This is a genomic window from Micromonospora sp. M61 (assembly GCF_018070245.1).
Classification (GTDB): domain Bacteria; phylum Actinomycetota; class Actinomycetes; order Mycobacteriales; family Micromonosporaceae; genus Micromonospora; species Micromonospora zamorensis.
Window position 1 is genome coordinate 1 of sequence record NZ_JAGPYA010000066.1, and the last position, 20,961, is coordinate 20,961.

General features: G+C 70.5%; 18 protein-coding genes and 1 pseudogene. 6 read left to right on the forward strand and 13 right to left on the reverse strand.

The annotated features are described in order from the left end of the window. A partial coding sequence (locus KBX34_RS27940) for a DNRLRE domain-containing protein (protein ID WP_210927908.1) occupies nucleotides 1-3,372 on the reverse strand: 3,372 nt, incomplete at its 3' end. A gap of 634 nt (nucleotides 3,373-4,006) precedes the next feature. Here KBX34_RS27940 and KBX34_RS27945 point away from each other — a divergent pair. Continuing rightward, nucleotides 4,007-4,228 (forward strand): exodeoxyribonuclease VII small subunit, encoded by a 222-nt coding sequence (locus KBX34_RS27945; protein ID WP_030328827.1) that lies wholly within the window; start codon nucleotides 4,007-4,009, stop codon nucleotides 4,226-4,228. A 40-nt stretch (nucleotides 4,229-4,268) separates the two neighbouring features. Here KBX34_RS27945 and KBX34_RS27950 read toward each other — a convergent pair whose 3' ends face one another. Beyond that, nucleotides 4,269-5,120, reverse strand: coding sequence for a hypothetical protein (locus KBX34_RS27950; protein WP_210927910.1), 852 nt, complete (start codon nucleotides 5,118-5,120; stop codon nucleotides 4,269-4,271). A gap of 208 nt (nucleotides 5,121-5,328) precedes the next feature. Next, nucleotides 5,329-5,976 (reverse strand): DUF4245 domain-containing protein, encoded by a 648-nt coding sequence (locus KBX34_RS27955; RefSeq protein WP_210793255.1) that lies wholly within the window; start codon nucleotides 5,974-5,976, stop codon nucleotides 5,329-5,331. Nucleotides 5,977-6,135: 159 nt separating this feature from the next. On the opposite strand from KBX34_RS27955, the gene glpX reads away from it, so the two are divergent. Next, the gene (glpX, locus tag KBX34_RS27960) at nucleotides 6,136-7,167 is read left to right on the forward strand and encodes a class II fructose-bisphosphatase (RefSeq protein ID WP_088946216.1); all 1,032 of its coding nucleotides are present in this window, start codon (nucleotides 6,136-6,138) and stop codon (nucleotides 7,165-7,167) included. Between the two features lie 2 nt (nucleotides 7,168-7,169). Beyond that, a complete protein-coding gene (locus KBX34_RS27965; RefSeq protein ID WP_374223726.1) occupies nucleotides 7,170-8,135 on the forward strand; it encodes a DMT family transporter in 966 nt (321 codons plus the stop codon). A gap of 62 nt (nucleotides 8,136-8,197) precedes the next feature. Here KBX34_RS27965 and KBX34_RS27970 read toward each other — a convergent pair whose 3' ends face one another. From KBX34_RS27970 to KBX34_RS27995, 6 genes and pseudogenes are all read right to left on the reverse strand, one after another. Then, nucleotides 8,198-9,166, reverse strand: coding sequence for an NAD(P)/FAD-dependent oxidoreductase (locus KBX34_RS27970; protein ID WP_210927945.1), 969 nt, complete (start codon nucleotides 9,164-9,166; stop codon nucleotides 8,198-8,200). A gap of 105 nt (nucleotides 9,167-9,271) precedes the next feature. Further along, a complete protein-coding gene (locus KBX34_RS27975; RefSeq protein ID WP_099850536.1) occupies nucleotides 9,272-9,925 on the reverse strand; it encodes a rhomboid family intramembrane serine protease in 654 nt (217 codons plus the stop codon). A gap of 114 nt (nucleotides 9,926-10,039) precedes the next feature. Beyond that, the gene (locus KBX34_RS27980; RefSeq protein ID WP_088946212.1) at nucleotides 10,040-10,720 is read right to left on the reverse strand and encodes a lytic transglycosylase domain-containing protein; all 681 of its coding nucleotides are present in this window, start codon (nucleotides 10,718-10,720) and stop codon (nucleotides 10,040-10,042) included. A gap of 274 nt (nucleotides 10,721-10,994) precedes the next feature. Then, a complete protein-coding gene (locus KBX34_RS27985) occupies nucleotides 10,995-12,410 on the reverse strand; it encodes a PhoH family protein (RefSeq protein ID WP_088946211.1) in 1,416 nt (471 codons plus the stop codon). 415 nt (nucleotides 12,411-12,825) lie between these two features. Then, a pseudogene (locus KBX34_RS27990) lies at nucleotides 12,826-13,158 on the reverse strand (hypothetical protein); the annotation flags it as partial. Nucleotides 13,159-13,189: 31 nt separating this feature from the next. Continuing rightward, nucleotides 13,190-13,534 carry a hypothetical protein gene (locus tag KBX34_RS27995; protein WP_088951461.1) on the reverse strand — a complete coding sequence of 115 codons (345 nt, stop codon included), beginning with the start codon at nucleotides 13,532-13,534 and terminating at the stop codon, nucleotides 13,190-13,192. A gap of 264 nt (nucleotides 13,535-13,798) precedes the next feature. Between KBX34_RS27995 and KBX34_RS28000 the strand changes: the two genes are divergently transcribed. From KBX34_RS28000 to otsB, 3 genes are all read left to right on the forward strand, one after another. Beyond that, nucleotides 13,799-14,242, forward strand: a complete 444-nt coding sequence (locus tag KBX34_RS28000; RefSeq protein ID WP_210927912.1) for a helix-turn-helix domain-containing protein — start codon at nucleotides 13,799-13,801, stop codon at nucleotides 14,240-14,242. 162 nt (nucleotides 14,243-14,404) lie between these two features. Beyond that, on the forward strand, nucleotides 14,405-14,758 hold the full coding sequence (locus KBX34_RS28005; protein ID WP_088946208.1) for a hypothetical protein: 354 nt from the start codon (nucleotides 14,405-14,407) through the stop codon (nucleotides 14,756-14,758). A gap of 67 nt (nucleotides 14,759-14,825) precedes the next feature. After that, nucleotides 14,826-15,650 carry a trehalose-phosphatase gene (gene otsB, locus KBX34_RS28010; RefSeq protein WP_210927920.1) on the forward strand — a complete coding sequence of 275 codons (825 nt, stop codon included), beginning with the start codon at nucleotides 14,826-14,828 and terminating at the stop codon, nucleotides 15,648-15,650. Nucleotides 15,651-15,685: 35 nt separating this feature from the next. Here the strand turns inward: otsB and KBX34_RS28015 are convergent, their stop codons facing one another. The 4 genes from KBX34_RS28015 to KBX34_RS28030 all read right to left on the reverse strand — a co-directional run bounded on the left by KBX34_RS28015 (nucleotide 15,686) and on the right by KBX34_RS28030 (nucleotide 20,910). Further along, entirely contained in the window at nucleotides 15,686-16,456 is a 771-nt protein-coding gene (locus KBX34_RS28015; protein WP_088946206.1) for an isoprenyl transferase, read from the reverse strand. A 31-nt stretch (nucleotides 16,457-16,487) separates the two neighbouring features. Further along, nucleotides 16,488-17,630, reverse strand: coding sequence for an NAD(P)/FAD-dependent oxidoreductase (locus KBX34_RS28020; RefSeq protein ID WP_210927922.1), 1,143 nt, complete (start codon nucleotides 17,628-17,630; stop codon nucleotides 16,488-16,490). Nucleotides 17,631-18,170: 540 nt separating this feature from the next. Then, nucleotides 18,171-19,028: a hypothetical protein gene (locus KBX34_RS28025; protein ID WP_210793259.1), complete on the reverse strand. Its 858-nt coding sequence runs from the start codon at nucleotides 19,026-19,028 to the stop codon at nucleotides 18,171-18,173. 37 nt (nucleotides 19,029-19,065) lie between these two features. After that, nucleotides 19,066-20,910 carry a phosphoenolpyruvate carboxykinase (GTP) gene (locus KBX34_RS28030; protein ID WP_088946203.1) on the reverse strand — a complete coding sequence of 615 codons (1,845 nt, stop codon included), beginning with the start codon at nucleotides 20,908-20,910 and terminating at the stop codon, nucleotides 19,066-19,068. Nucleotides 20,911-20,961 lie beyond the last annotated feature (51 nt).

A 20,961-nucleotide genomic window follows, 5' to 3' on the forward strand; every position in this document is an offset into this window, starting at 1 on the left:
CGTGGTGGTGGCGACGCCCTTGGGTGAGGTGACGGTGTCGAGCAGCGAGAGGTGCTTGCCGGTGTCCGCCGCGTCCACGGCCTGGTTGAGATACGTCAGCTCGTTGCGTTTGCCCAGCTGGTCGGTCTGGGCGGTCGGGTACCCGTTGGGGTTGTACTCGTAGGTGGTGAACTTGCCGGTCGGCTCGGTGACCTTGCTGACCTTGTAGTCCGCCGACCATTCGACCGCGGTGGCCTGGTTGAGGGGGTTGACGATCCGGGTCACCTTGCCCGTGGGGTCATAGGTGTATTTCGTGGTGCGGGACCCCGGGGCGGTGATGGTGGTGACCGCGTTGTCCACGTCGTAGGTGTACGAGGTGGTCTTGGTGGCCCGGTTGGTGCGGGACTTCAGTTTCCAGCGCAGCTTCGCGCCCTCACTGGGGCCGTAGTACGCGTAGGTGGTCTCGGCGCCTCGGGGGTCGCGGACGCTGTAGAGCCGGCTGGACTGGTTACCGATCTTCGACTCCGGGTTGATCCGATCGTCGGCCAGGGGAATGGCCGGTCCGGTGCCGTTGGAGACGGTGTAGGTGAACACGAACGACCGGTCCGGCAGGATCGCCCCGGCGGGGGTGGTGCCGCCCAACTGGGTCAGTCGGAGCAGGTTGCCGTCGTCGTAGTAGTCGAAGTCCAGCGCCGAGCCGGAGTGGTCGGTGATCCGCTGGACGTTGCCCCGGACGCGTGCCTTCTTGATCTCGTCCTTCGACCAGTAGTCGATGGTGAAGGCCCGCCCGCCCGGGTCGGTGACCTTGGTGATGCGCTTCTTCGGGCCGCCCGGATCCTCACCCGGCGGGGTGTCCTCAAGAGTGAAGGTGAGGGTGTTGCCGTTGCGGTCGGTGACCGCGGTGGGGTAGCCGTCCGCGTCGAACCAGTAGGTCACCTTGTCCGGCCGGGTCAACGCCCAGCGTCGGTCCGCCGCGTTCGTCGGCGCCTCACGCAGGTAGAGGTTCACCCCCGGCGGCTCCTGCCAGCGGGTGCCGCCGGCGCCGTCGTCGGTGCCGGCGAAGTGGTGCCGCGTGCCGTCGCCGTCGATGAAGTCAACCTCCCGCGGCTTCGGTCGCGGGTGCAGGTCGAGTTGGCTGCCGATGCGGACCAGGCCACTCATCGACAGCGAGAAGTTGTTCCCGGCCGGGCTGCGGGACTGGTCCTCCAGCGTGTTGTAGGTCAGGTCGACCATGCTGGACAGGCCCCGCCCGGGGGCGAAGAACGGCGAGTAACGGACCAGCATGTTGCCGCTGGCCACGTTCGTCAGCGAGGTCATGCCGGCGCCGAGGTCCTCGGCGTCGTACTGCCAGAACCGTTCCAAGCCGAGCAGGTCGTTCTTGGTGACCGTGACCTCGCGCACCAGCGGCTGGTCGCCCTTGGCCGAATGCCAGGTCTTCGCCGCCGTGTTGTAGAGGTCGAAACGCAACTCGTACTGGCCCATCCGCAGACCCGGGGGTAGCTTCGGCGGCTGCACGCTCACCGCCACCGGCGCGCTGCCGGCTGGGGCGATGGTCGGGAATGTGCCGTCGGCCTTGCCCTGCAACAGCACCGCGCCGTTCTTCGCCACCCAGCGGTACCAGAGCTCGGTGTTGGCGGCGCTCCAGGTGGCGGTGGACTTGTTCGCCACGTTCACCTGCGTGCAGAACGCCTCGGCCGGGCAGGTCCCGCCGGTCGCGGGTGCCATCTGCGTCGGGGCCTGCGCCACGGAGACGCCGAGGCTGCCACCACCGATGCCGTTGCCGTCGACGGTGCCGGTGTACGGGTCCTGAATCGGCGCGGACGCCGCCGGGTTCTCCCGCATCAACGCCGGCAGGTCCGCGTCCGCGGAGTAGGGCTGGGCCACCGTGACATCGGTGTTGAACTGGCTGTTCGTGTCGTTCTTCAGTGTCACGGTAATCGGGGCCGAGGCGGCGGACACCCGCCCGGCGTCATCGAACTCCCGGTGCTGAAGCTGGTGTGGGCCGTCCTCCCAGGACGCCAGCGGATTGGTCGTGTCCCAGGTCACCGCGCATCCCCGGGTGAAACTCTCCAGGTCCCACGTGCCGCAGCTGGCCCCGGTTGTGGCCACCGGAACGCCATCGACCAGCAGGTCGAACCCGTTGATGCCCGGGCCGTCGTTCAGGGCGGGCTGCCCGAAGACCTTGATCTCCCTGGCACCTGAGATCACCGCACCGTCGCTGATGCCGTACCACCGCATCTGGGAGTTGATCGGAGCCAGCACGGTGAACCCGACGAGCGGCGAGCGGGTGGCGTTGCCGGTGGCGTCCACGGCCTCGGCGGTCACCTGGTGCGGGCCGTCCGCGAAGGTCGTCTTCAGGGTGAAGGGCGGGCTGATGTCCTCACCCAGCAGCTGAACGTCCTCGTAGAAGCGAACCCTGGCCACCTCGGTCTCGTCGCCGACGGTGGCGCGCAGGATGACCGATCCGCTCTCCACCCGGGCGCCCGGCTTCGGGTCCGTGACGAACACCTGCGGTCCACGCGGTGCGGTGGTGTCGCTGAAGGTCACGGTCAGGGCCGGCGCCTGGGCCCCGGCGTCGTCGGACAGGTAGCTCACATAGGAGTCCGTCGCGCCAGGTGTCTCGGTCGGCGCGGCCAGCGCCACGCCGTGGTTCGGCGCGGCACCGGAGACCCATTGCCGGACCAGCGCGGCCACGTCCACGGCCTCGCTGCCGGCGGTGCTGCGGCTGCGGGCGGGAAGGGTCGCGGCCGCGGCCTCGATGTCGCCGCCGCCGGTGCTCCAGCGCACGCCGGCCTGCGCCTCGTTCCAGTTGGCCCCGGAACCGTCGCAGGCCCCGGTCGCGCCGCCTTCGCGCCACTCCCGGTTGATCCGGCGTACGCCCACCTGCCCGGCGTAGCCGCTGCCCTGGTACGACAGCGACAGCGTGGCGGCGGCGACGGTGGCGCCGGCCGGGATGTCGCGCAGGTCGAAGCGGACCAGCGACCGGTATGCGTGCCCGTCGGCGGCGGTGCCCACCCGCATCGTGGTGGCCGCACCATTGTTGAAGAAGTCGTCACAGCCCTGCGGGGAGGTGGTGTCCCGGTGGACCTGAGTGGCGCCGCCCATGCCCAGCCCGGCTGGCACGGTGAGTCGTGCCGTGCCCTTGGCCGGCAACGAGGCGGTCAGCTCGTTGGAGGTGACGGGCGAGGTTCCGGTGGTCCGTACCCGGTAGTGGAAGGTCCGCTCCGGCGCGCCCGTGGTGTCCGCCCAGCGCGTGGCCGACGGGTCGCCCAGCCGGGCGAGCAGGGTCGTTGACGAGGGCGTGAAGCCGGCGGTGGTGGACCGGTGCACCTCGTATCCCGCCCCGGTGTCGGGCCGGTTCCAGCGCAGTTCCGCGCCGGTGGATCGGAGCAACGAAGCGGTGAGGGTAACCGTGGTGGCCGCTCGCGCGGCGGGGGCGCCGGGGTGCGACGGCAGTACCGGCGCCCCGTACAGCATCAGCCCCAACAGAGCAAAAGTGAGCAGGATAAATCGGGCAGATCTCAGTGGCATTGCTGGCACTCCCCCGTGTTGGCGCCGCGACCGACCTGGTGTCGGTTCGGAACGTCACCCCGCAGGCACAAGCCGTATGCGGAAGGCCACCGTCACAGAGGGCTGATCAACCGGTCAATGTCACACTCTGGCGGTATGTTAACTTCCGACATCTCCAGCAAGGGATATCAGATAGTCGCTCATCGATGCTTTTCCGTCGTTTGAACGGGCCGTCCCATGCCGGCCCTGCGGCATGTCGATCGACACCACGGGGCGCTCGCCACTCCCGGACCATCGTCGGCAAAGGCAGCATGAGCTGGAGGAATCACCCGAGGATGACGTCGGTCGCTCGGCGCCCGAAGCTGGCCGGCGACATCTAGTACGTCCCCGGGCGTGTCGCAACACGAAATATGACGGCGGGCCGCGCCGGATGGAAAATTCACGTATCCGCGGCGGGCCTGCGGGCAGGCGGACCCGCTGCCGGTCGGTCTGCCGCCGATGTGGTGGGATGGGTTCGATGACTGACGACACGAAGGCCGGGCCGGACGAGCGGCTCAGTTACGAGCAGGCCCGCGCCGAGTTGGCCTCGGTGGTCGAGCGGCTGGAGGCCGGCGGCACGTCCCTGGAGGAGTCGCTGGCGCTCTGGGAGCGCGGCGAGGCGCTGGCGGTGATCTGCCAACGGTGGCTGGATGGGGCGCGGGCACGGATCGACGCTGCCCGGCAGGAGCCCGCTTCCTGACCGCGGGCGGGGCGGCCGGAGCCGCCCCCACCCACGTACGTCAGTTGAACAGGCTGTACAGCTCGGCCGGCGCCTCGACGACCTGGTCCGCCGGCGGCTTCTGCGCGGCGGTGGCGGTGCCGTAGTCGGAGTACGTCATCTTGATCTCCTGGGCGGCGGTCTGCCCGGCGGCCGGCAACTGCAACACCAGCTCGCTGAGGCGGCCCTGCGGGTCCACCTTCGCGGTGAACGGGACCGTCTTCGCCTGGGTGCCCAGCGCGGCGATCGTGGCGGCGTTCAGCGAGCCCGCCTCGGCGGCCTTGGTGACGTCGATGGTGCCGGCGTACGCGCCGGTGCCGGTGCTGCGTACCTCGGTGATGCCCTGGGTCAGCACCGCGCTGCCGGCCGGGTCGACCTTGTCGAAGTCGAAGCCGAGGTTGCGGTTGCCCTTGATCCGGGCCTGGTCCAGGTGCTGGTACTTACCGAGGTTGAGCTGCTTGATGGCTGGCAGGCTGTTGGCGGTGGGGCCGGTCAGCTCCAGCTTGACCCAGCTGTCCGGCTTGTAGTGGATCACGTCGAGCTTCATCGCCAGGTCGGACGAGGGCCCACCGATGGCGATCTTCATGGCCGCGCTCTGGCTCGGCTGGTGCACCTGCCCCTCCACCGTCGAGCCGACGGCGGTGAGGGCGAACCGGAAGTTGCCGTTGCTGATCTCCTTGGTGGAGTCGAGCAGTGCCTGCTTGGCATCGCCCGGCACGGGCGTACCGCTGGCCGCGCTCGGCGCGACGGAGGAGCTCGCCGTCGGGGACGCGGTCGATTCGGCGGTGCCGGTCGTCCCGTCGCCGCAGGCAGCGAGGGCGGGCGTGAACAGAGCGGCGGCTACCAGGCCGGCGCCGAGTCGTCGAACAGTCATGCGTGTCTCCCAAGAGGGTCACCCGACGACCTGGACGGCGCCGGAAACCGGGCGACGCAGCAGCACCGTCGGCTGCGCCGCGCGACCCGGGCCGAGCAGCGCGCCCGGATCACTCCCTCTCTGTTCCCTGTTGTCGGGTCGGACAATCACCCTTCTGTCCGGTTGCCCTTTCCGGCCACCACCAGGGCCGTCGATCGACCGAGTCCGCTCAGCGCAGCGAGCCGGCCAGTTCGCGCAGTTCGTTGTCCCGGGCATCGCCGATCACGATCACCGTCCGGGTCGGTTCCAGCAGCACCAGCGCCTGCTGGTTTCCCCGGGCCGTGTAGAGCTGCCAGGTGCGCCCGCCCAGCTCGGTGGGGCCCTGGGGCTGACCCTGACTGGTCAGCTCCGCGGGGAGCAACCGCTCCGCCGGCACGTTGCTCTGCAGGAGTTGGACGCCCCGCCCCTCCGGCGTGAGGTAGCCGAGCCGCAGGTTCGCGCCGCCCTCGACGGTCTGGTAGCGGGCGCTGACCGTCGACCAGTCGGAGCCGAGGCCCTCCGGTTGGCTCACCGGAAACACGTTCGCCGACCGGGCCTGCTCGATCGCGGGGGCGGGATCGACGGTGGTGGGCTCGTCGCCGCCGAGAAATCCCCGGTAGAACGCCAGCAGGAGGGCGATCGGGACGAGCAGCACCAGCAACGAGATCGCCATGTCCTTCGGCGAGCGTTCGGACTTGCCGGACTTCAGCGGAGGCGGTGGCGTCGGATCGGTCGCGGCGGGTTCACCACCGGGGCCGGTGGGGACGTCGACCGGCGGCTGACCGTCGGGCGGCGTGCGGTCGGCGGGGACGCGGTCGGCTGGCTGTGCGGGTTCCACCCCACCATCTTCGCAGCCGCCCGACCGGCGGTATCCGGGCCATCACCGCCCCGCGCCGACCCCGGGTCGGCCATCGTGTGAGGATCAGCGACAAAGCCGGCAGTGGGGGCCTCCCCGACGTCGGTCGTCCCCGCACCGTCGCGAGGAGGAGTAGCCGTCATGACGAACACCAGGACGCGGATCCCACAGGATCTCGACCGAAACCTTGCCCTCGACCTGGTCCGGGTCACCGAGGCCGCGGCGATGGCCGCCGGCCGTTGGGTGGGCCGGGGTGACAAGGAGGGCGGCGACGGAGCCGCTGTCGACGCGATGCGCAAGCTGATCAACTCGATCCAGATGCGCGGCGTGGTGGTGATCGGCGAGGGCGAGAAGGACAACGCCCCGATGCTCTTCAACGGCGAACACGTCGGCGACGGCACCGGCCCGGAGGTGGACGTCGCCGTCGACCCGGTCGACGGCACCACGCTGATGAGCAAGGGGATGCCGAACGCCGTGGCGGTGCTGGCCGTCTCCGAGCGCGGCGCGATGTTCGACCCCAGCGCCGTGTTCTACATGGAGAAGCTCGCCGTCGGGCCGGTGTACGCCGACGTGATCGACATCAACGCCGGTGTGGCGGAGAACCTGCGCCGGATCGCCAAGGTCAAGGGCACCGACGTCTCCGAGGTGACCGTCTGCGTGCTGGACCGGAGCCGCCACGACGACCTGGTCGCGCAGATCCGCCGGACCGGGGCGGGCATCCGGTTCATCTCCGACGGTGACATCGCGGGCTCCATCGCGGCTGCCCGGGGCGAGTCGGATGTCGACGTGCTGATGGGCATCGGCGGCACCCCGGAGGGCATCATCTCCGCCTGCGCGTTGAAGTGCATGGGCGGTGCGATGCAGGCCAAGCTCTGGCCGCGCGACGAGCAGGAGCGGGAGAAGGCGATCGCCGCCGGGCACGACCTGGACCGGGTGCTGAGCACCGATGATCTGGTAACTGGCGACAACTGCTTCTTCGTGGCGACCGGGGTCACCTCCGGGGATCTGCTGCGCGGGGTGCGCTACCGGGCCGGCGGCGCGTACACGCAGTCGATCGTGATGCGCTCGAAGAGCGGCACCATCCGGGTGATCGACTCGTACCACCGGTTGGAGAAGTTGGCGCTCTACTCCGCGATCGACTTCGACGGTCGTCCGCTGGCCGAACAGGAGTGACCATCACCGACACAGCGACCCCACCGGTCCTGTCCGCCGCCCGCCGGATCACCGGTGTCGCGCTGGCATCGATCTCCGGGGTCGCGGTGGCGGTGCAGTCCCGCATCAACGGCGAGCTGGGGGAACGCCTGGCCGACGGCTTCGCGGCCGCTGTGGTCTCCTTCGGCGGCGGCCTGGTGGTGCTCCTGGTGCTGGTGCCGCTCACCCCCGGTGGACGGCGTGGCCTGGTCGCGTTGCGGGGCGCGCTCGCGAGGGGCGCGCTGCGGCCGTGGCAGTGCCTCGGCGGCATGTGCGGGGCGTTCCTGGTGGCCTCCCAGGGCCTGACCATCGGCTCGCTGGGCGTGGCCGTCTTCACCGTGGCGGTGGTGGCCGGCCAGAGCGGCAGCAGCCTCGCCGTGGACCGGGCGGGAATCGGACCGACGGGCCGGCAGCCGGTCACCCGACAACGGCTCGCCGGCGCGGTGCTCACCGTGCTGGCGGTCGGCCTCGCGGTCGGTGACCGACTCAAGGACCCGGGCATGTTGGCGCTGGCCCTGCTGCCCCTGATCGCCGGGGTGGGCACCGCCTGGCAGCAGGCGGTCAACGGCCGGGTCCGGGCGGCGGCCGACAGCGCGTTGACCGCCACGCTGGTCAACTTCTTCGTCGGCACGGTCACCCTGCTCGTGGCGTTCGCGATCGACCTCGCGGTGCGCGGCTGGCCGACCGGTCACCTCCCCACCGAGCCGTGGCTCTATCTGGGCGGGCCGATCGGCATCGTGTTCATCGCCATCGCGGCGGCCATCGTGCGCTTCACCGGGGTCCTGCTGCTCGGTCTGGCCACCATCGCCGGCCAGATCGTGGGGGCGGTCCTGCTGGACCTGGTCTCGCCCACAGCCGCCTCGCACCCCGGCCTGAACACCCTGCTCGGGGCCGCGCTGACCATGGTGGCCGTGCTGATCGCCGCGCTGGCGCCACCCGCCAGGCGCTGACCGCGAAGCGCCAGGCGCCGTCTCGATCCGGACACGAGCCGGTCTGTCCTCGATACCAAGGGTCAGCCGGCGTCGGAGGAGTGCCCCGGGAAGAGGTGCGCGCCCGGGTCGATGGCCACGGCCGCATTGTTGACCGCCGTGGCGGCCTCGCCGAAGCCGGTCGCGATCAGCCGGACCTTGCCCGGGTATTCGGTGATGTCACCCGCCGCGAAGACCCTCGGCAGGTTCGTCGCCATCGCGCTGTCCACCAGGATGTGCCGGCGGTCGAGCTGTAGCCCCCATTCGGCGAGGGGCCCCAGATCGGCGGTGAAGCCGAGGGCTGCCACCACGACGTCCACCGGCAGCGTCTCGGCCGCACCACCGCGTACGGTCACCTCGGCGCCGGTCACCGTGCCGTCCCCGATCAGTCGGCTGACCTCGGCGTTGACCACCACCCGCACCGGCAGCGACAGCACCCGGGCCACCGTCGAGGCATGCGCTCGGAACTTCTCCCGTCGGTGCACCAGGGTCACCGAACGGGCCAACGGTTGTAGCGCCAGCGCCCAGTCGAAGGCGGAGTCGCCGCCACCGACGATCAGCACGTCCCGGCCGGCCAACTCGGCGGGCTCGGTGACGAAGTAGACGATCCCCGAGCCGGGGGCGCCGTCGGCGCACGGCAGCGGCCGAGGACTGAAGCTGCCGAGCCCGCCGGTGACCACGACCGCGCCGCAGCCGAGCTGCTCGCCGCCGGCCAGGCCGAGCACCGGACGCCCCTCGGTGTACGAGAGTTTCTCGGCGCGCGTGCCGAGCAGGTACTGCGGATTGAACGGGGCTGCCTGGGCGACCAGATTGGCCACCAGGTCGCGACCCTTGACGGCGGGAAAGCCGGCCACGTCGAGGATCAACTTTTCCGGGTACATCGCGGTTACCTGGCCGCCCGGTTCCGGCAGCGCGTCGATCACCGCCACCGACAACCCCCGGAACCCCGCGTAGTACGCGGCGAAGAGACCGGCCGGGCCGGCCCCGATCACGGCGACATCGACCTCACGCATGGCGTACCGTCGCTTTCCGCTCACGGATCAACGCTTGCTGATCTCGACCGTAGGCGGGCGATGACGGTCCGGCAAGCACGTCCCAGAGGCGCGCCGGGGAATCGGTCAGGGCAGGCGGAGTGTGTCACCCGAGTAGTCCGGCCCGTCCACGGCCGGCCGCCGTCGGCGGAACAGGATCGCCGCGACCACCCCGCCGAGCAGCCCGAACAGGTGGCCCTGCCAGGAGATGCGCTCGTCGGTGGGGAGGATGCCGACCAGTTGCCAGCCGTAGAGCAGGCCGACCAGGAGGAAGACGGCGAAGTTCCACCAGCTGCGCTCGACGATGCCCCGGGTGAGCAGGATGCCCAGGTAGCCGAAGATGACGCCGCTGGCGCCGACCACCACCGAGTTGGGTGAGCCGGTGAACCAGACGCCGAGGCCGCTGACCAGGATGATGACCAGGGTCGACCAGAGGAACCGGCGGGCTCCGGCGGCCAGGACGAACGTGCCCAGCAGGATCAGCGGGATGCTGTTGCTGTAGAGGTGGTCGAAGCCGTGGTGCAGGAACGGGGAGAAGAAGACCCCGTCCAGCCCGTCGATGCGTTGCGGGATGATGCCGGCGGTGGCGTCCAGGCCGAACGCGAGACCCTGGTCGACGGCCTCGATGAGGAAGAGGAACGGGACCACCGCACACATGGCGACGAAGGCTCGGCCGAGCGCGGCGTAGAACGCCTCGGTGCCGAACCGGAAGGGGTCGCCGCTTGACGGGTGCAGAGTCACCGTACAACTGCTATCAGCAAAATCGGCCTACCGCCACTCGCGTCCCGTCCGAGCAGCCCGGCGTACGCGCGACGGCGGGGCAGGTGGTCGCCCACCTGTCCCGCCGTTGAACCGTCAGTAGGTGTGGTTGTTCTGGAAGTAGGTCCAGGCACCGCAGGGCGTCTTGTACCTGCCCTTGATGTAGCCCAGCCCCCACTTGATCTGGGTGGCCGGGTTGGTCTGCCAGTCGGACGCGACGGAGCTCATCTTGTTGCCCGGGTATGCCTGAGGGATGCCGTACGCGCCGGTCGAGGAGTTGCGGGCCTTGTGGTTCCAGCCGCTCTCCTTGGTCCAGAGCTTCTCCAGGCAAGGGAACTCGGAGATGCCGAAGCCGGCGTCGATCGTCATGGCGCAGCCGGTCTTGCGGTTGCCGCTGTACTCCTCGCAGGACGCGGGGATCGGCCCGGTGTACGGCTTGGCGGGCGCGTTGGCGGCGGCCTCGCGCTCGCGCTTACGGGACGCCGCGGCGGCCTCGGCCTTGCGGGCCCGCTCGGCGGCTTCCTTGGCGGCCTGCGCCGCACGCAGCTTGGCCTGGTATTCGGCGGCCCGCTGCTGGGCGAACTTCACCTGGTGGGCCGACTGCCGCTCGCGCTGGTACGCGAAATCGGCCCGGTCGACCTCGACGCTGACCTGCTCGGTCAGGCCCTGTTGCTGGGTTTCACGGTCTTCGCCCAGATAGAAGCCGCCGGCTACGCCCACGGAGAGCAGCGCCACGGCGGCCGTTCGGGCACCCAACCGGCTCCACAGCCGACTCACGAAGTGGTCCCTTCGTCGGGGGCAAGGACGCGGCGCGGCCGGCCACAGGTGGGCCGTCAGCCGTGCCACGAGCGCCCCGACCGGTTGCCGGTCGCGCCGACGCACCGACCGCCGCCGATGCCGCCCATCCCAGGACGAACGATCATCAACGATGCTCATGGTGCGTGGACGCTCGTGGGACACGATTGCGCACAGTGAGGCTGATGGGAAACCAACCGACCTGTTTGTGATCTGTGCCACACCTAGAATGCGGACAAACCCCTACATAACGACATCAGATCGGGATGTCCTCCAGAAGATCCGTCACCATCGCGGCGATCGGCGACCGCTCCGAACGGCTGAGCGTGACGTGCGCGAAGAGCGGATGGCCCTTGAGCGCTTCGATGACGGCCGTCACCCCGTCGTGCCGGCCGACCCGCAGATTGTCCCGCTGGGCCACGTCATGGGTGAGCACCACCCGGGAGCCCTGCCCGATCCGGGACAGCACGGTCAACAGCACCCCGCGCTCCAGTGACTGGGCCTCGTCCACGATCACGTAGGCATCGTGCAGGCTGCGCCCGCGGATGTGGGTCAGCGGCAGCACCTCGAGGATGCCCCGCGAGGTGACCTCCTCCAGCACGTTCTCGTGGACCACCGCGCCGAGCGTGTCGAAGACCGCCTGGGCCCACGGCGACATCTTCTCCGACTCGGAGCCCGGCAGGTAGCCCAACTCCTGGCCGCCGACGGCGTACAGCGGGCGGAACACGATCACCTTCTTGTGCCGGCGGCGCTCCATCACCGCCTCCAGCCCGGCGCAGAGCGCCAATGCCGACTTGCCGGTGCCCGCCCGACCGCCCATCGACACGATGCCGATCGACTCGTCGAGCAGCAGGTCGAGGGCGATGCGCTGCTCTGCCGAGCGGCCGTGCAACCCGAAGGCCTCGCGGTCGCCCCGGACCAACCGGACCGACTTGTCCGGCAGCACCCGACCGAGCGCCGAACCACGCCCCGAGTGCAGCACCAGGCCGGTGTGGCAGGGCAGCCCGGCCGCTTCGTCGAGGTCGAGCGTCTCGCCGGCGTACAGCGAACCGATCTGCTCATCGGTCAGATCCATCTCGGACATGCCGGTCCAGGTCGGGTCGCTGGCCTGACCGTGGCGGTACTCGTCGGCGCGCAGGCCCACCGAGGCCGCCTTGACCCGCAGCGGCATGTCCTTGCTGACCAGGGTCACCTCCCGGCCCTCGCCGGCGAGGTTGAGCGCGACGGAGAGGATCCGGGCGTCGTTGCTCTCGGTGCGGAAACCGGGCGGCAACACCCCGTCGTCGGTGTGGTTGAGCTCCACCCGCAGGGTGCCGCCGACGTCGTTGGCCGGCACCGGCCGGTCGAGTCGACCATGTCGAACCCGCAGCTCGTCGAGCATCCGCAGCGACTGCCGGGCGAACCAGCCCAGCTCCGGATGGTGCCGCTTGCCCTCCAGCTCGGTGATGACCACCAGGGGCAGCACCACCTCGTGCTCCGCGAACCGGTGGAACGCCGCCGGATCGGAGAGCAGCACGGACGTGTCCAGGACAAAGGCCTGGCCGGCTGGTCGCGGCTCCTTCGGGTCGGCCGGCGCGGCAGCCGCCGTACGGCGGCTCCTGGTGGCGCGGCGGGTCGTGGCAGTCGCGGCCGGGGTCTGGTCGGCACCGGCGGTGGTACGGCGAGTCGTCACAGGCCTGCTCCGACGGATGGGCACCCGCCACCCGTGTTCCGCCTCCTCCGGTGCCCGGGGACACGGGGTCGGATGCGGAACCCCATGCGCGAGGTCGCAGATCCGGGCGGACCGGCTGGCTCGGGAGAACCCCGTGCCATGCCTAGACGCTAGCCCCGCCGGACCCTTCCGGCTAGAGGTCGGACGTGGATCTCCCAAGTCGGGTGTGCGCACACCGGTTGGCCTGGTCCCTCAGCAGCGCGGATGCCGGCGGTGGACGCGGCGGAACCGGCCGGGATGCATGCCCCCTGCGCGCATCCCGGCCGGTGGGGCCACCGTCACCGGTCTGACGGGGCCCGACGGTGCGTGTCCGCCGCGGACGACGCACCGCGTTCGTGGCGTCGGGCGGCGGGGGGTCGCCCCCCGCCCCCCCGCACCCCCGACGTCGGACGAGCGTGCCGGTCGGGTGCCGCCCGGTGATCGGGGCGGCCGGCGCGGTGAACGACGAGCCGGTGTACGTGGTGCCCGGGCGGGCGACGGTGCTGGCCGAGCGGGTGACGCTCGCCGGGGCGACCGACAGGGCCGAGGCGATCGCGGCCTGAGCGTCACGGCGACGCCTGTTCCAGGCGCCCCGATCACCGTCGAAGTAGCCCTGCCGGTAACCGAAGCGGTAGCCGATGCGGTAGCTGAGCTGCCCGTGCAGCCGGCCGGCCGCATAGCTGGTGGCACCGAGCACCAGGACGAGGAAGACCGCGAGAAAGGGGCTCATCGGGCAGCTCCGGCCCGGCCAGGACGGCAGGTCATCGCTCCTCCGGCTCGATGGTGGTGGGATCCGCGACGAGCAGCCGGTCCAGGTCGTCGGTGCTGACCTCCTCGACCAGCTCGACGCTGATCCGGCAGCCGTCCAGCACGACCTCGGCCACCGAGGACCTGCGGATCTCACCGCCGGCGTCGTAGACGCGGACGCTCAGCTCAGGGCAGCCGAGATGGGTACGCCAGGCGTTCCACTCGATGCGATCGCCGACGCTCAGCGACAGGTAGCGGCAGCCTCGGGCCAGGTAGAGGCGCCAGGGGGCGGTCAGCCCCGCGGCCACTCCCTCAGCGATCAGCCCGAAGGCCTGGGCGCGGGTGGCGAGCTCGGTCACCACACCCCCTTGGCACCGGAGGCGTGACGCATGTGAGCACCAATCGTCTCATGCACGAGACACACCGTAGATTGTCCCATGGGCGTGACAGTATCAGCTTTTCGTCCGCTTACGTTCGCCACTACGGGCATCTATTCTGCCCGCGTGGCACCCCTCAACAGTGAAGCTGAATCGTTTACCGGAAACCCGAAGATCCCGTCACGTCTGCGTGACAGCAGCGAGGCGGCGCGCGCGCCCGTCGCCGGCTGGCCGTACCGTCACGGGGTGACCGAGACGGCCAATGCGCGGAAGATCGCCTTCGCCACCTTCGTCCGACGCGCCCTGGACGAGGGACGGGCGACCCGGGCCTGGAGTGGCACCGAGGTGTCCCGGCGCACCGGCGTCTCCCGGCAGACCATCAACCGGTGGGTCCGGGGCGACTGGGCCAGCGACCCGGAAGCCGAACGGGTGGTCGCCTTCTGCGAGGGCCTCGGGCTGAATCCGGCCGCCGCCTTCGCCGCGCTCGGTTGGGACCGCACCACGGCCGGCCCTCGCGCCGGTCAACCCGCCCCTCCGATGGACCCCGATGTCGAGGCGCTACTGCGCCGCCTGGTCGACCCGAACGTGTCGGACGCGGAGAAGTTCCACATCCGGGAAACCATCAGATATCTCGCATACCGCCCAACGTTGCCGGTCGATGTCCGAAAAAGGGGCAATCAAGCAGGGTAGTTCCTCAGATAGCGAAAGAACGCCTGGTCGGGTTCATTCGTTTACCTCCGGGGCAGGAACGGGCACGCTAGCGTCCCTATTCGTACTGCTTGGGCTCGTCATCGGCGGGGGGACGGGACAAGGCCGAACCTAGCCCTGCGGGACAGAAGGAGGGGTCTGTCCATGACCCTGAAATGGTTGGCAGTCGTGGTCGCAACGGTGTCGTTGACACTGTGGGCGACCGGCAACGTGGTGACCCTCGCGGTCGAAGGTGGGCAGCTTCCGCTGCTCGTCAATCTCTTTGCGCTCGTCACCGCCGGCACCGCGGTCATCCTGGCCGTCGTCGCCGAGCTGCACGAGCGCCTCGACAACCGGATCAGCGCCCTCACCGAGTTTCTGGTGGCACGGCTCAACGAGATCGAGAACCACACCGGCGATCGCAATACCGGGTTCGTGGAGGGCTACCTGTTGAGCCATGGCCAGGAGGCGGCGGTGGTGCCGTTCGGCCGGCGCGGACGAGGAGCCGCCGAACGCTGATCTCGTACCGCCGAACGGGTCCGCTCGGCCAGGAATGAGCCCCCATCGCCGGGGTACGCTGACGCGCGTGCCGCCGTTGAATCTGGGCAATCAGCAGCCGAGAACCCCGTTGAACGCCGACCAGGCCTGGCGGATCACCGCCAGCCGGGCGGCCGGGACCGTGCTCTTCTTCGACTTCGACGGCACGCTCGCGCCCGTCGACGACGATCCGACCGCGGTGCGCCCGGCGCCCAAGGTGCTGGCCGCGATCGAGGCGTTGGCCCCGATCGTGCAGCGGGTCGCGATCGTGTCCGCCCGGCCCGTCGAGTTCCTCCGGGACCAGCTCGGCGGGCTCACCGGCGTGGACCTTTACGGCCTCTACGGGCTGGAGCACAGCCACTGCGGCGGGGAAACCGTCACCGAGCCGGCCGCGCTGCCCTGGGTGCCGACCATGCAGGAGCTGGCAGACCAGGCCCGGGCGGAGCTGCCGCCCGGCACGCTGGTCGAGTACAAGCGGCTCTCCGTGGCGTTGCACTGGCGTACCGCCCCGCAGCTCGGCTCCACGGTGCAGCAGTGGGGGCAGGCGCAGGCCGACCGGCTGGGGCTGCGGGTGCAGGCCGGGCGGATGGTGCTGGAGCTCAAGCCCCCGGTCGACCGGGACAAGGGCATGGTGATCGGCGAGGCGATCAAGGGTGCGACCGGCGCCTGGTACTTCGGCGACGATGTCTCGGACATCAAGGCCTTCGCGGCGCTGCGCACCCGCGCCGCGGCCGACCCGGACTTCGTCGGCGTCTGCGTGGCTGTGGCCAACCCGGAGACCGGTCAGGAGGTGGCGAACGCCGCCGACCTGACGATCGAGTCCCCGGCTGCGCTGGGTGACTTCCTCACCCGGGCACTGACCCACCTGCCCTGACCGGTCGGGGCGGCGACAGCTCTGTCGCCGCCCGTTCAGACGCCGTAGCGGCGTTGTCTGGTGGCGTACGAGCGCAGGGCCCGCAGGAAGTCGATGTGCCGGAAATCCGGCCAGTTGAGCTCGCAGAAGTAGAACTCCGAGTGCGCGGACTGCCAGAGCATGAAGCCGGACAGCCGCTGCTCGCCGCTCGTGCGGATGACCAGGTCGGGGTCCGGCTGGCCACGGGTGTAGAGGTGCTCGGCGATGTGCTCGACGTCCAGCACCTCGGCCAGTTCCTCCAGCGTGCCGCCGGTGGCCGCGTGCTCCAGCAGCAGCGAGCGGACCGCGTCGGTGATTTCCCGGCGACCGCCATACCCCACCGCGATGTTGACCTCCGCACCGCCGGTGCGCTCACGGGTGCGCTCCTCGGCGCCCTTGAGCGCCGCCGCAGTCTGCGCCGGCAGCAGATCGAGAGCCCCGACGATGCGCAGCCGCCAGGGGTTGCCCTCCTCCGCCAACTCCACCGCCAGGTCCTCAATGATCTTGAGGAGTGGGTCCAGCTCACTCGCCGGACGGCGCAGGTTGTCGGTGGCCAGCAGATAGAGGGTGACGTGGCCGACGCCGGCCTGGTCACACCAGCCGAGCACATGCTTGATCTTCGCCGCGCCGACCCGATGCCCGTCGTTCGGGTCGACGAAGCCCATTTCCTTCGCCCAACGGCGGTTGCCGTCGCACATCACCCCGACGTGTCGGGGCACCGGCTTACCCGCGAGCTTCGCCGTGAGCCGGCGCTCGTAGACGGAGTAGATAAGGTTCCGCAGCGTCATCACCTAGCAGCGTAGCGACCCTTCGACCAGATCACTGCCTCGGAGCCCCATCCCCGCCGGGCAGACTGATCCCGATCATTGCCAGCGTGCGGGCCGTGAGGCGTCCGTCACCCAGCCCCAACTCGACCACGTCGTAGAACACCCGGTCGTCCCGGCGGGCAGCCCGGACCGCCGCATCCACCACCCGACGCCGCCGGGCCAACCACGCCGCGACCGAGCTGTGTCGCAGGTGGGTGCCGAGGCGGCGGCGCAACCCGTGGGCGTAGCGCTGGGCAGCCGTCTCCGGCGCCTGGGCCGCTGCCTCCCCGGCCAGCGCACCGGAGAGCAGCGCGTAGAAGATGCCCTCCCCGGTGAACGGATTGATCAGCGACATCGCGTCCCCGGCCAGCAGCGTGCGCCCCTGACCCGGTGACGGCCGGTGGGTGGAGAGTGGCAGGTGATGGGCGCGCAACGCGGTCACCGTCGCCAGGTCGGTGCCGGGCAGCAGCGCGGCCAGCCGGTCCAGCAGGTACGTCCGGCTCAACGGCTCACCGCGCAGCACCTCCCCGTACCCGACGTTGGCCCGCCCGTCACCGATCGGAAACGACCAGGCGTACGCCGGCCAGCGGGCTTTCGAGGTGACGATGAGCTGTTCGGACGGGCCGGGCAGCGCCGGAGCGTACCCCCGGATGGCCAGCGCCAGGTGCCGGTCGGGATTCTGCGGGTGGCCGAGCGCCCGACGGACCACCGACCCGGCGCCGTCCGCGCCCACCACCACCCGGCCGGACAACTCGCCGTCGAGCACCACCCGGTCGGCGCGCGCTTCGACCTGGCGCACGGTGTGCCGGCGCAGCTGGGCGCCAGCCGCCACGGCGGCCGCCACCAGACGCGCGTCGAAGACCTTCCGAGGCACTGTGTACGCGGGTCGGGGCAGCGCCCGGGCCACGGCGCCGCCGCCCGGCGCGATCATCCGCAGCGCGGGCAGCGGCGCGTAGCCCTCCACCGCCTCGGTCACCCCCAGCTCGGCGAGCACGTCCACCGAATGCGCGGCGATCCCGTCGCCACACGCCTTGTCCCGGGGAAAGTCGGCCCGGTCCAGCAGCAGCACACTGGCACCAGCCCGTCGCGCCGTCAGCGCGGCGGCCGCCCCGGCCGGCCCCGCTCCCACCACCACCACGTCGAACTCGTCGCTCACCGCGCCTCCCTCCGACCAACGCGGTGCGGCCGTGCCTGTCCCCGCACCGCCCCGACGATCCACCCGCGCCGCCCACGCCGACCGTTGTGACCGGCGCCACCCGCCATCCTGCCCTCTGTCCGCTCGTGCGGGCCGCACCCGCACGGCGCTGACTTCCTGCCGTGAGGAACGCGAACGCCGCCAGCGGCAGGCGCGAGCAGTCCAGGCGTGGCCAGAAGAGGCCGCTCATGCCGGGAGGCATGAGCGGCCTCTTCGGAGGCGGGCCCATCTGTCCAACAGCCTGTAGACCTGCCCCGAATGTGGGGCATCGGGCAGGGCCCTGGGCGCTGCCCCGCATCCAGGGCATCGGGCAGTGCCCTTGGCGGCGTGGATACGGACGCGGGAGCGGGAGCGGGCACAGGCGCAGGAGCGGGCACAGGCGCGGAGGGCGGCGCGACTTCAGCGCGGGTCGCCCCATATCTGGGGCAGCTCTACAGCGGCTGTCACTACCTGGTCAGAGCTGAGAGATGGCGGCCAGCCGGGCGCGGGACGGCGCCGCCGTCAGGCCGGCGCGACGTCGTCCGCGCGGGAAGCGCGGCGCAAACCGTAGAGGGTCAGCCCAGCCGCGGCGAGCAGTGGGCCGCCGTCGCGGACCAGGCCGTCCACGCCCAACAGCCACCAGCACAGCGGCAGGTCCACCGCGAGTACGGCCACAGTGACGACGACCAGCAGCCCACGCGCCCAGTCCTTGCCCCGCATCAGGAACGCGGTGCAGAACAGCACCGCGTAGCTGGCGGCGATGCCGGCGCCGAACCAGAGCAGCACGGCCGGCACCGCGGTCAGCCGCCCGTCCAGGATGGAACCCCCGGCCACCAGGGCCGGCACCAGCATCAGCGGGCTGTAGGTGAACGCCGCCACCCGGCTGGTCAGCAGCCAGGCGCTGGCCTGCGGCCGGCGTGGAGGGGTCTCCCGCCAGGAGATGCCGGCCCGGTCGATGACGAGGCGTGGACGGTGCCGGACCAGGTGCCCGGCCAACGCCGACGAGCGGTAGAGCAGCCAGACCACTGCGGCACAGAGCGCTGTGAGGATCGCGAAGCCGAGCAGGCCGGGCAGCGGCGGCACCCCCTGCCGAGGCACGATGAGCCGGCCGACGGCGAAGATCGTGGTGACCGCGAGGATCAGCCCGAACGGGCGGGCGACCGTCCGGCCCTTCCGGACGTGCCCGATCAACAGCAGGAAACCGAACGAGCGCAGCATGGCCCAGCCGGTCCGTACGGCCAGCCCGAAACCCTGCTCCGGGGCGTACCACCAGTTGAGCAGCTCGACCACGACGGTGGCCGCCGCTGTCGTCGCGAGCAGGATGGTGAGCACCCGGACGGCGGACGGCCGCCGGACCTGGGTCTCGGCGGCCGTCCTCATGGGATCCGATGTTGCCCGCAGGGGGCGGTCTTCACACCTACCGCTGCGGCTGTGCGGCGTCGAGGCGGGCGCGCAGCGCGTCCAGCTCGGCCCAGAGCACGCCCGGCAGCTTGTCACCGAACTTCTCGAACCACTCGGTGATCATCGGCAGCTCGTTGCGCCACTCGTCCGGGTCGACCTTCAGGGCGATCCGAACGTCCTCCGGGGTCATGTCCAGGCCCTCGACGTCCAGCGCGTCGGGTGCGGGAACCATGCCCACCGGCGTCTCGACCGCGTCGGCCGTGCCCTCGATCCGCTCGACGACCCACTTGAGCACCCGGGAGTTCTCCCCGAAGCCCGGCCAGAGGAACGAACCCTCCGGGTCCTTACGGAACCAGTTGACGTAGTAGATCTTCGGCAGCTTCGCCTCGTCGCCGTCGGTGCCCTTGCCCATCTCGATCCAGTGCCGGAAGTAGTCCCCGGCGTTGTAGCCGATGAACGGCAGCATCGCCATCGGGTCCCGCCGGACCACGCCAACGGCGCCGGACGCGGCAGCGGTGGTCTCCGAGGAGAGCGTGGCACCCATGTAGACGCCGTGCACCCAGTCGCGGGCCTCGGTCACCAGCGGGATGGTGTCCTTGCGGCGGCCACCGAAGAGGATCGCGTCGATCGGCACGCCGTTCGGGTCGAAGTACTCGTCGGCGAGGATCGGGCACTGGGTGATCGGGGTGCAGAAACGGCTGTTCGCGTGCGAGGAGAGGCCCTCGCTCTCCGGCGTCCAGTCGTTGCCCTTCCAGTCGATCAGGTGCGCTGGCGGCTCCCCCATGCCCTCCCACCAGACGTCACCGTCGTCGGTGAGGCCGACGTTGGTGAAGACGGAGTTGCCCCGGTCCAGGGTGCGCATGGCGTTGGCGTTGGTCTTCCAGTCGGTGCCGGGCGCGACACCGAACAGCCCGTACTCCGGGTTGACCGCGTAGAGGCGGCCGTCCGGGCCGAACCGCATCCAGGCGATGTCGTCGCCGATCGTCTCGACCTTCCAACCCGGGATGGTCGGCTCGACCATGGCCAGGTTGGTCTTGCCGCAGGCCGAGGGGAACGCGCCGGCGATGTGGTAGGTCTTGCCCTCCGGCGAGGTGATCTTGAGGATCAGCATGTGCTCGGCGAGCCAGCCCTCGTCCCGGCCCATCACGCTCGCGATCCGCAGCGAGTAGCACTTCTTGCCGAGCAGCGAGTTGCCGCCGTAACCCGAGCCGTACGACCAGATCTCCCGGGTCTCCGGGAAGTGCGAGATGTACTTGGTCTCGTTGCACGGCCAGGCGACGTCCTGCTGGCCGGGCGCGAGCGGTGCGCCGATCGAGTGCAGCGCGTGCACGAAGTCCGCGTCGTCACCCATCGCCTCGAGCACCCGGGCGCCCATCCGCGTCATGATCCGCATCGAGGCGACCACGTACGGGCTGTCGGTGATCTCGACACCGAACATCGGGGACTCGGCCTCGACCGGGCCCATGACGAACGGGATGACGTACATCGTCCGACCACGCATCGAGCCGCGGTAGAGATCGGTCATCGTCCGCTTCATCTCCGGCGGCGACATCCAGTTGTTCGTGGGGCCGGCGTCCGCCTCGTCGACGGAGCAGATGTAGGTGCGCTCCTCGACCCGGGCGACGTCCGTCGGATCGGTACGCGCGTAGAACGAGTTGGGCTTCTTCTCCGGGTTCAGCCGGATGAGCGTTCCGGCCTCGACCAGCTCGTCGGTGAGGCGGCGCCACTCGTCGTCGGACCCGTCCACCCAGACCACACGATCGGGGGTGGTCAGTTCCGCGACCTCACGGACCCAGGCGAGCAGTTTCGGATGGGACGTCGGGGCCTGATCAATACCCCGCACAACAGCCGGAGCAACCATGACACATCTCCTTGTGGTCGACGCTGACCGATCTATGGGATGCACGAGACT

Coding starts and splice junctions, on each gene's coding strand:
- KBX34_RS27970 (WP_210927945.1), bottom strand. CDS start 9,166: ATGCGTGAGGTCGATGTCGCCGTGATCGGGGCCGGCCCGGCCGGTCTC.
- KBX34_RS27945 (WP_030328827.1), top strand. CDS start 4,007: ATGACTGACGACACGAAGGCCGGGCCGGACGAGCGGCTCAGTTACGAG.
- KBX34_RS28015 (WP_088946206.1), bottom strand. CDS start 16,456: ATGACGCTGCGGAACCTTATCTACTCCGTCTACGAGCGCCGGCTCACG.
- KBX34_RS28005 (WP_088946208.1), top strand. CDS start 14,405: ATGACCCTGAAATGGTTGGCAGTCGTGGTCGCAACGGTGTCGTTGACA.
- KBX34_RS28025 (WP_210793259.1), bottom strand. CDS start 19,028: ATGAGGACGGCCGCCGAGACCCAGGTCCGGCGGCCGTCCGCCGTCCGG.
- KBX34_RS27950 (WP_210927910.1), bottom strand. CDS start 5,120: ATGACTGTTCGACGACTCGGCGCCGGCCTGGTAGCCGCCGCTCTGTTC.
- KBX34_RS28030 (WP_088946203.1), bottom strand. CDS start 20,910: ATGGTTGCTCCGGCTGTTGTGCGGGGTATTGATCAGGCCCCGACGTCC.
- glpX (WP_088946216.1), top strand. CDS start 6,136: ATGACGAACACCAGGACGCGGATCCCACAGGATCTCGACCGAAACCTT.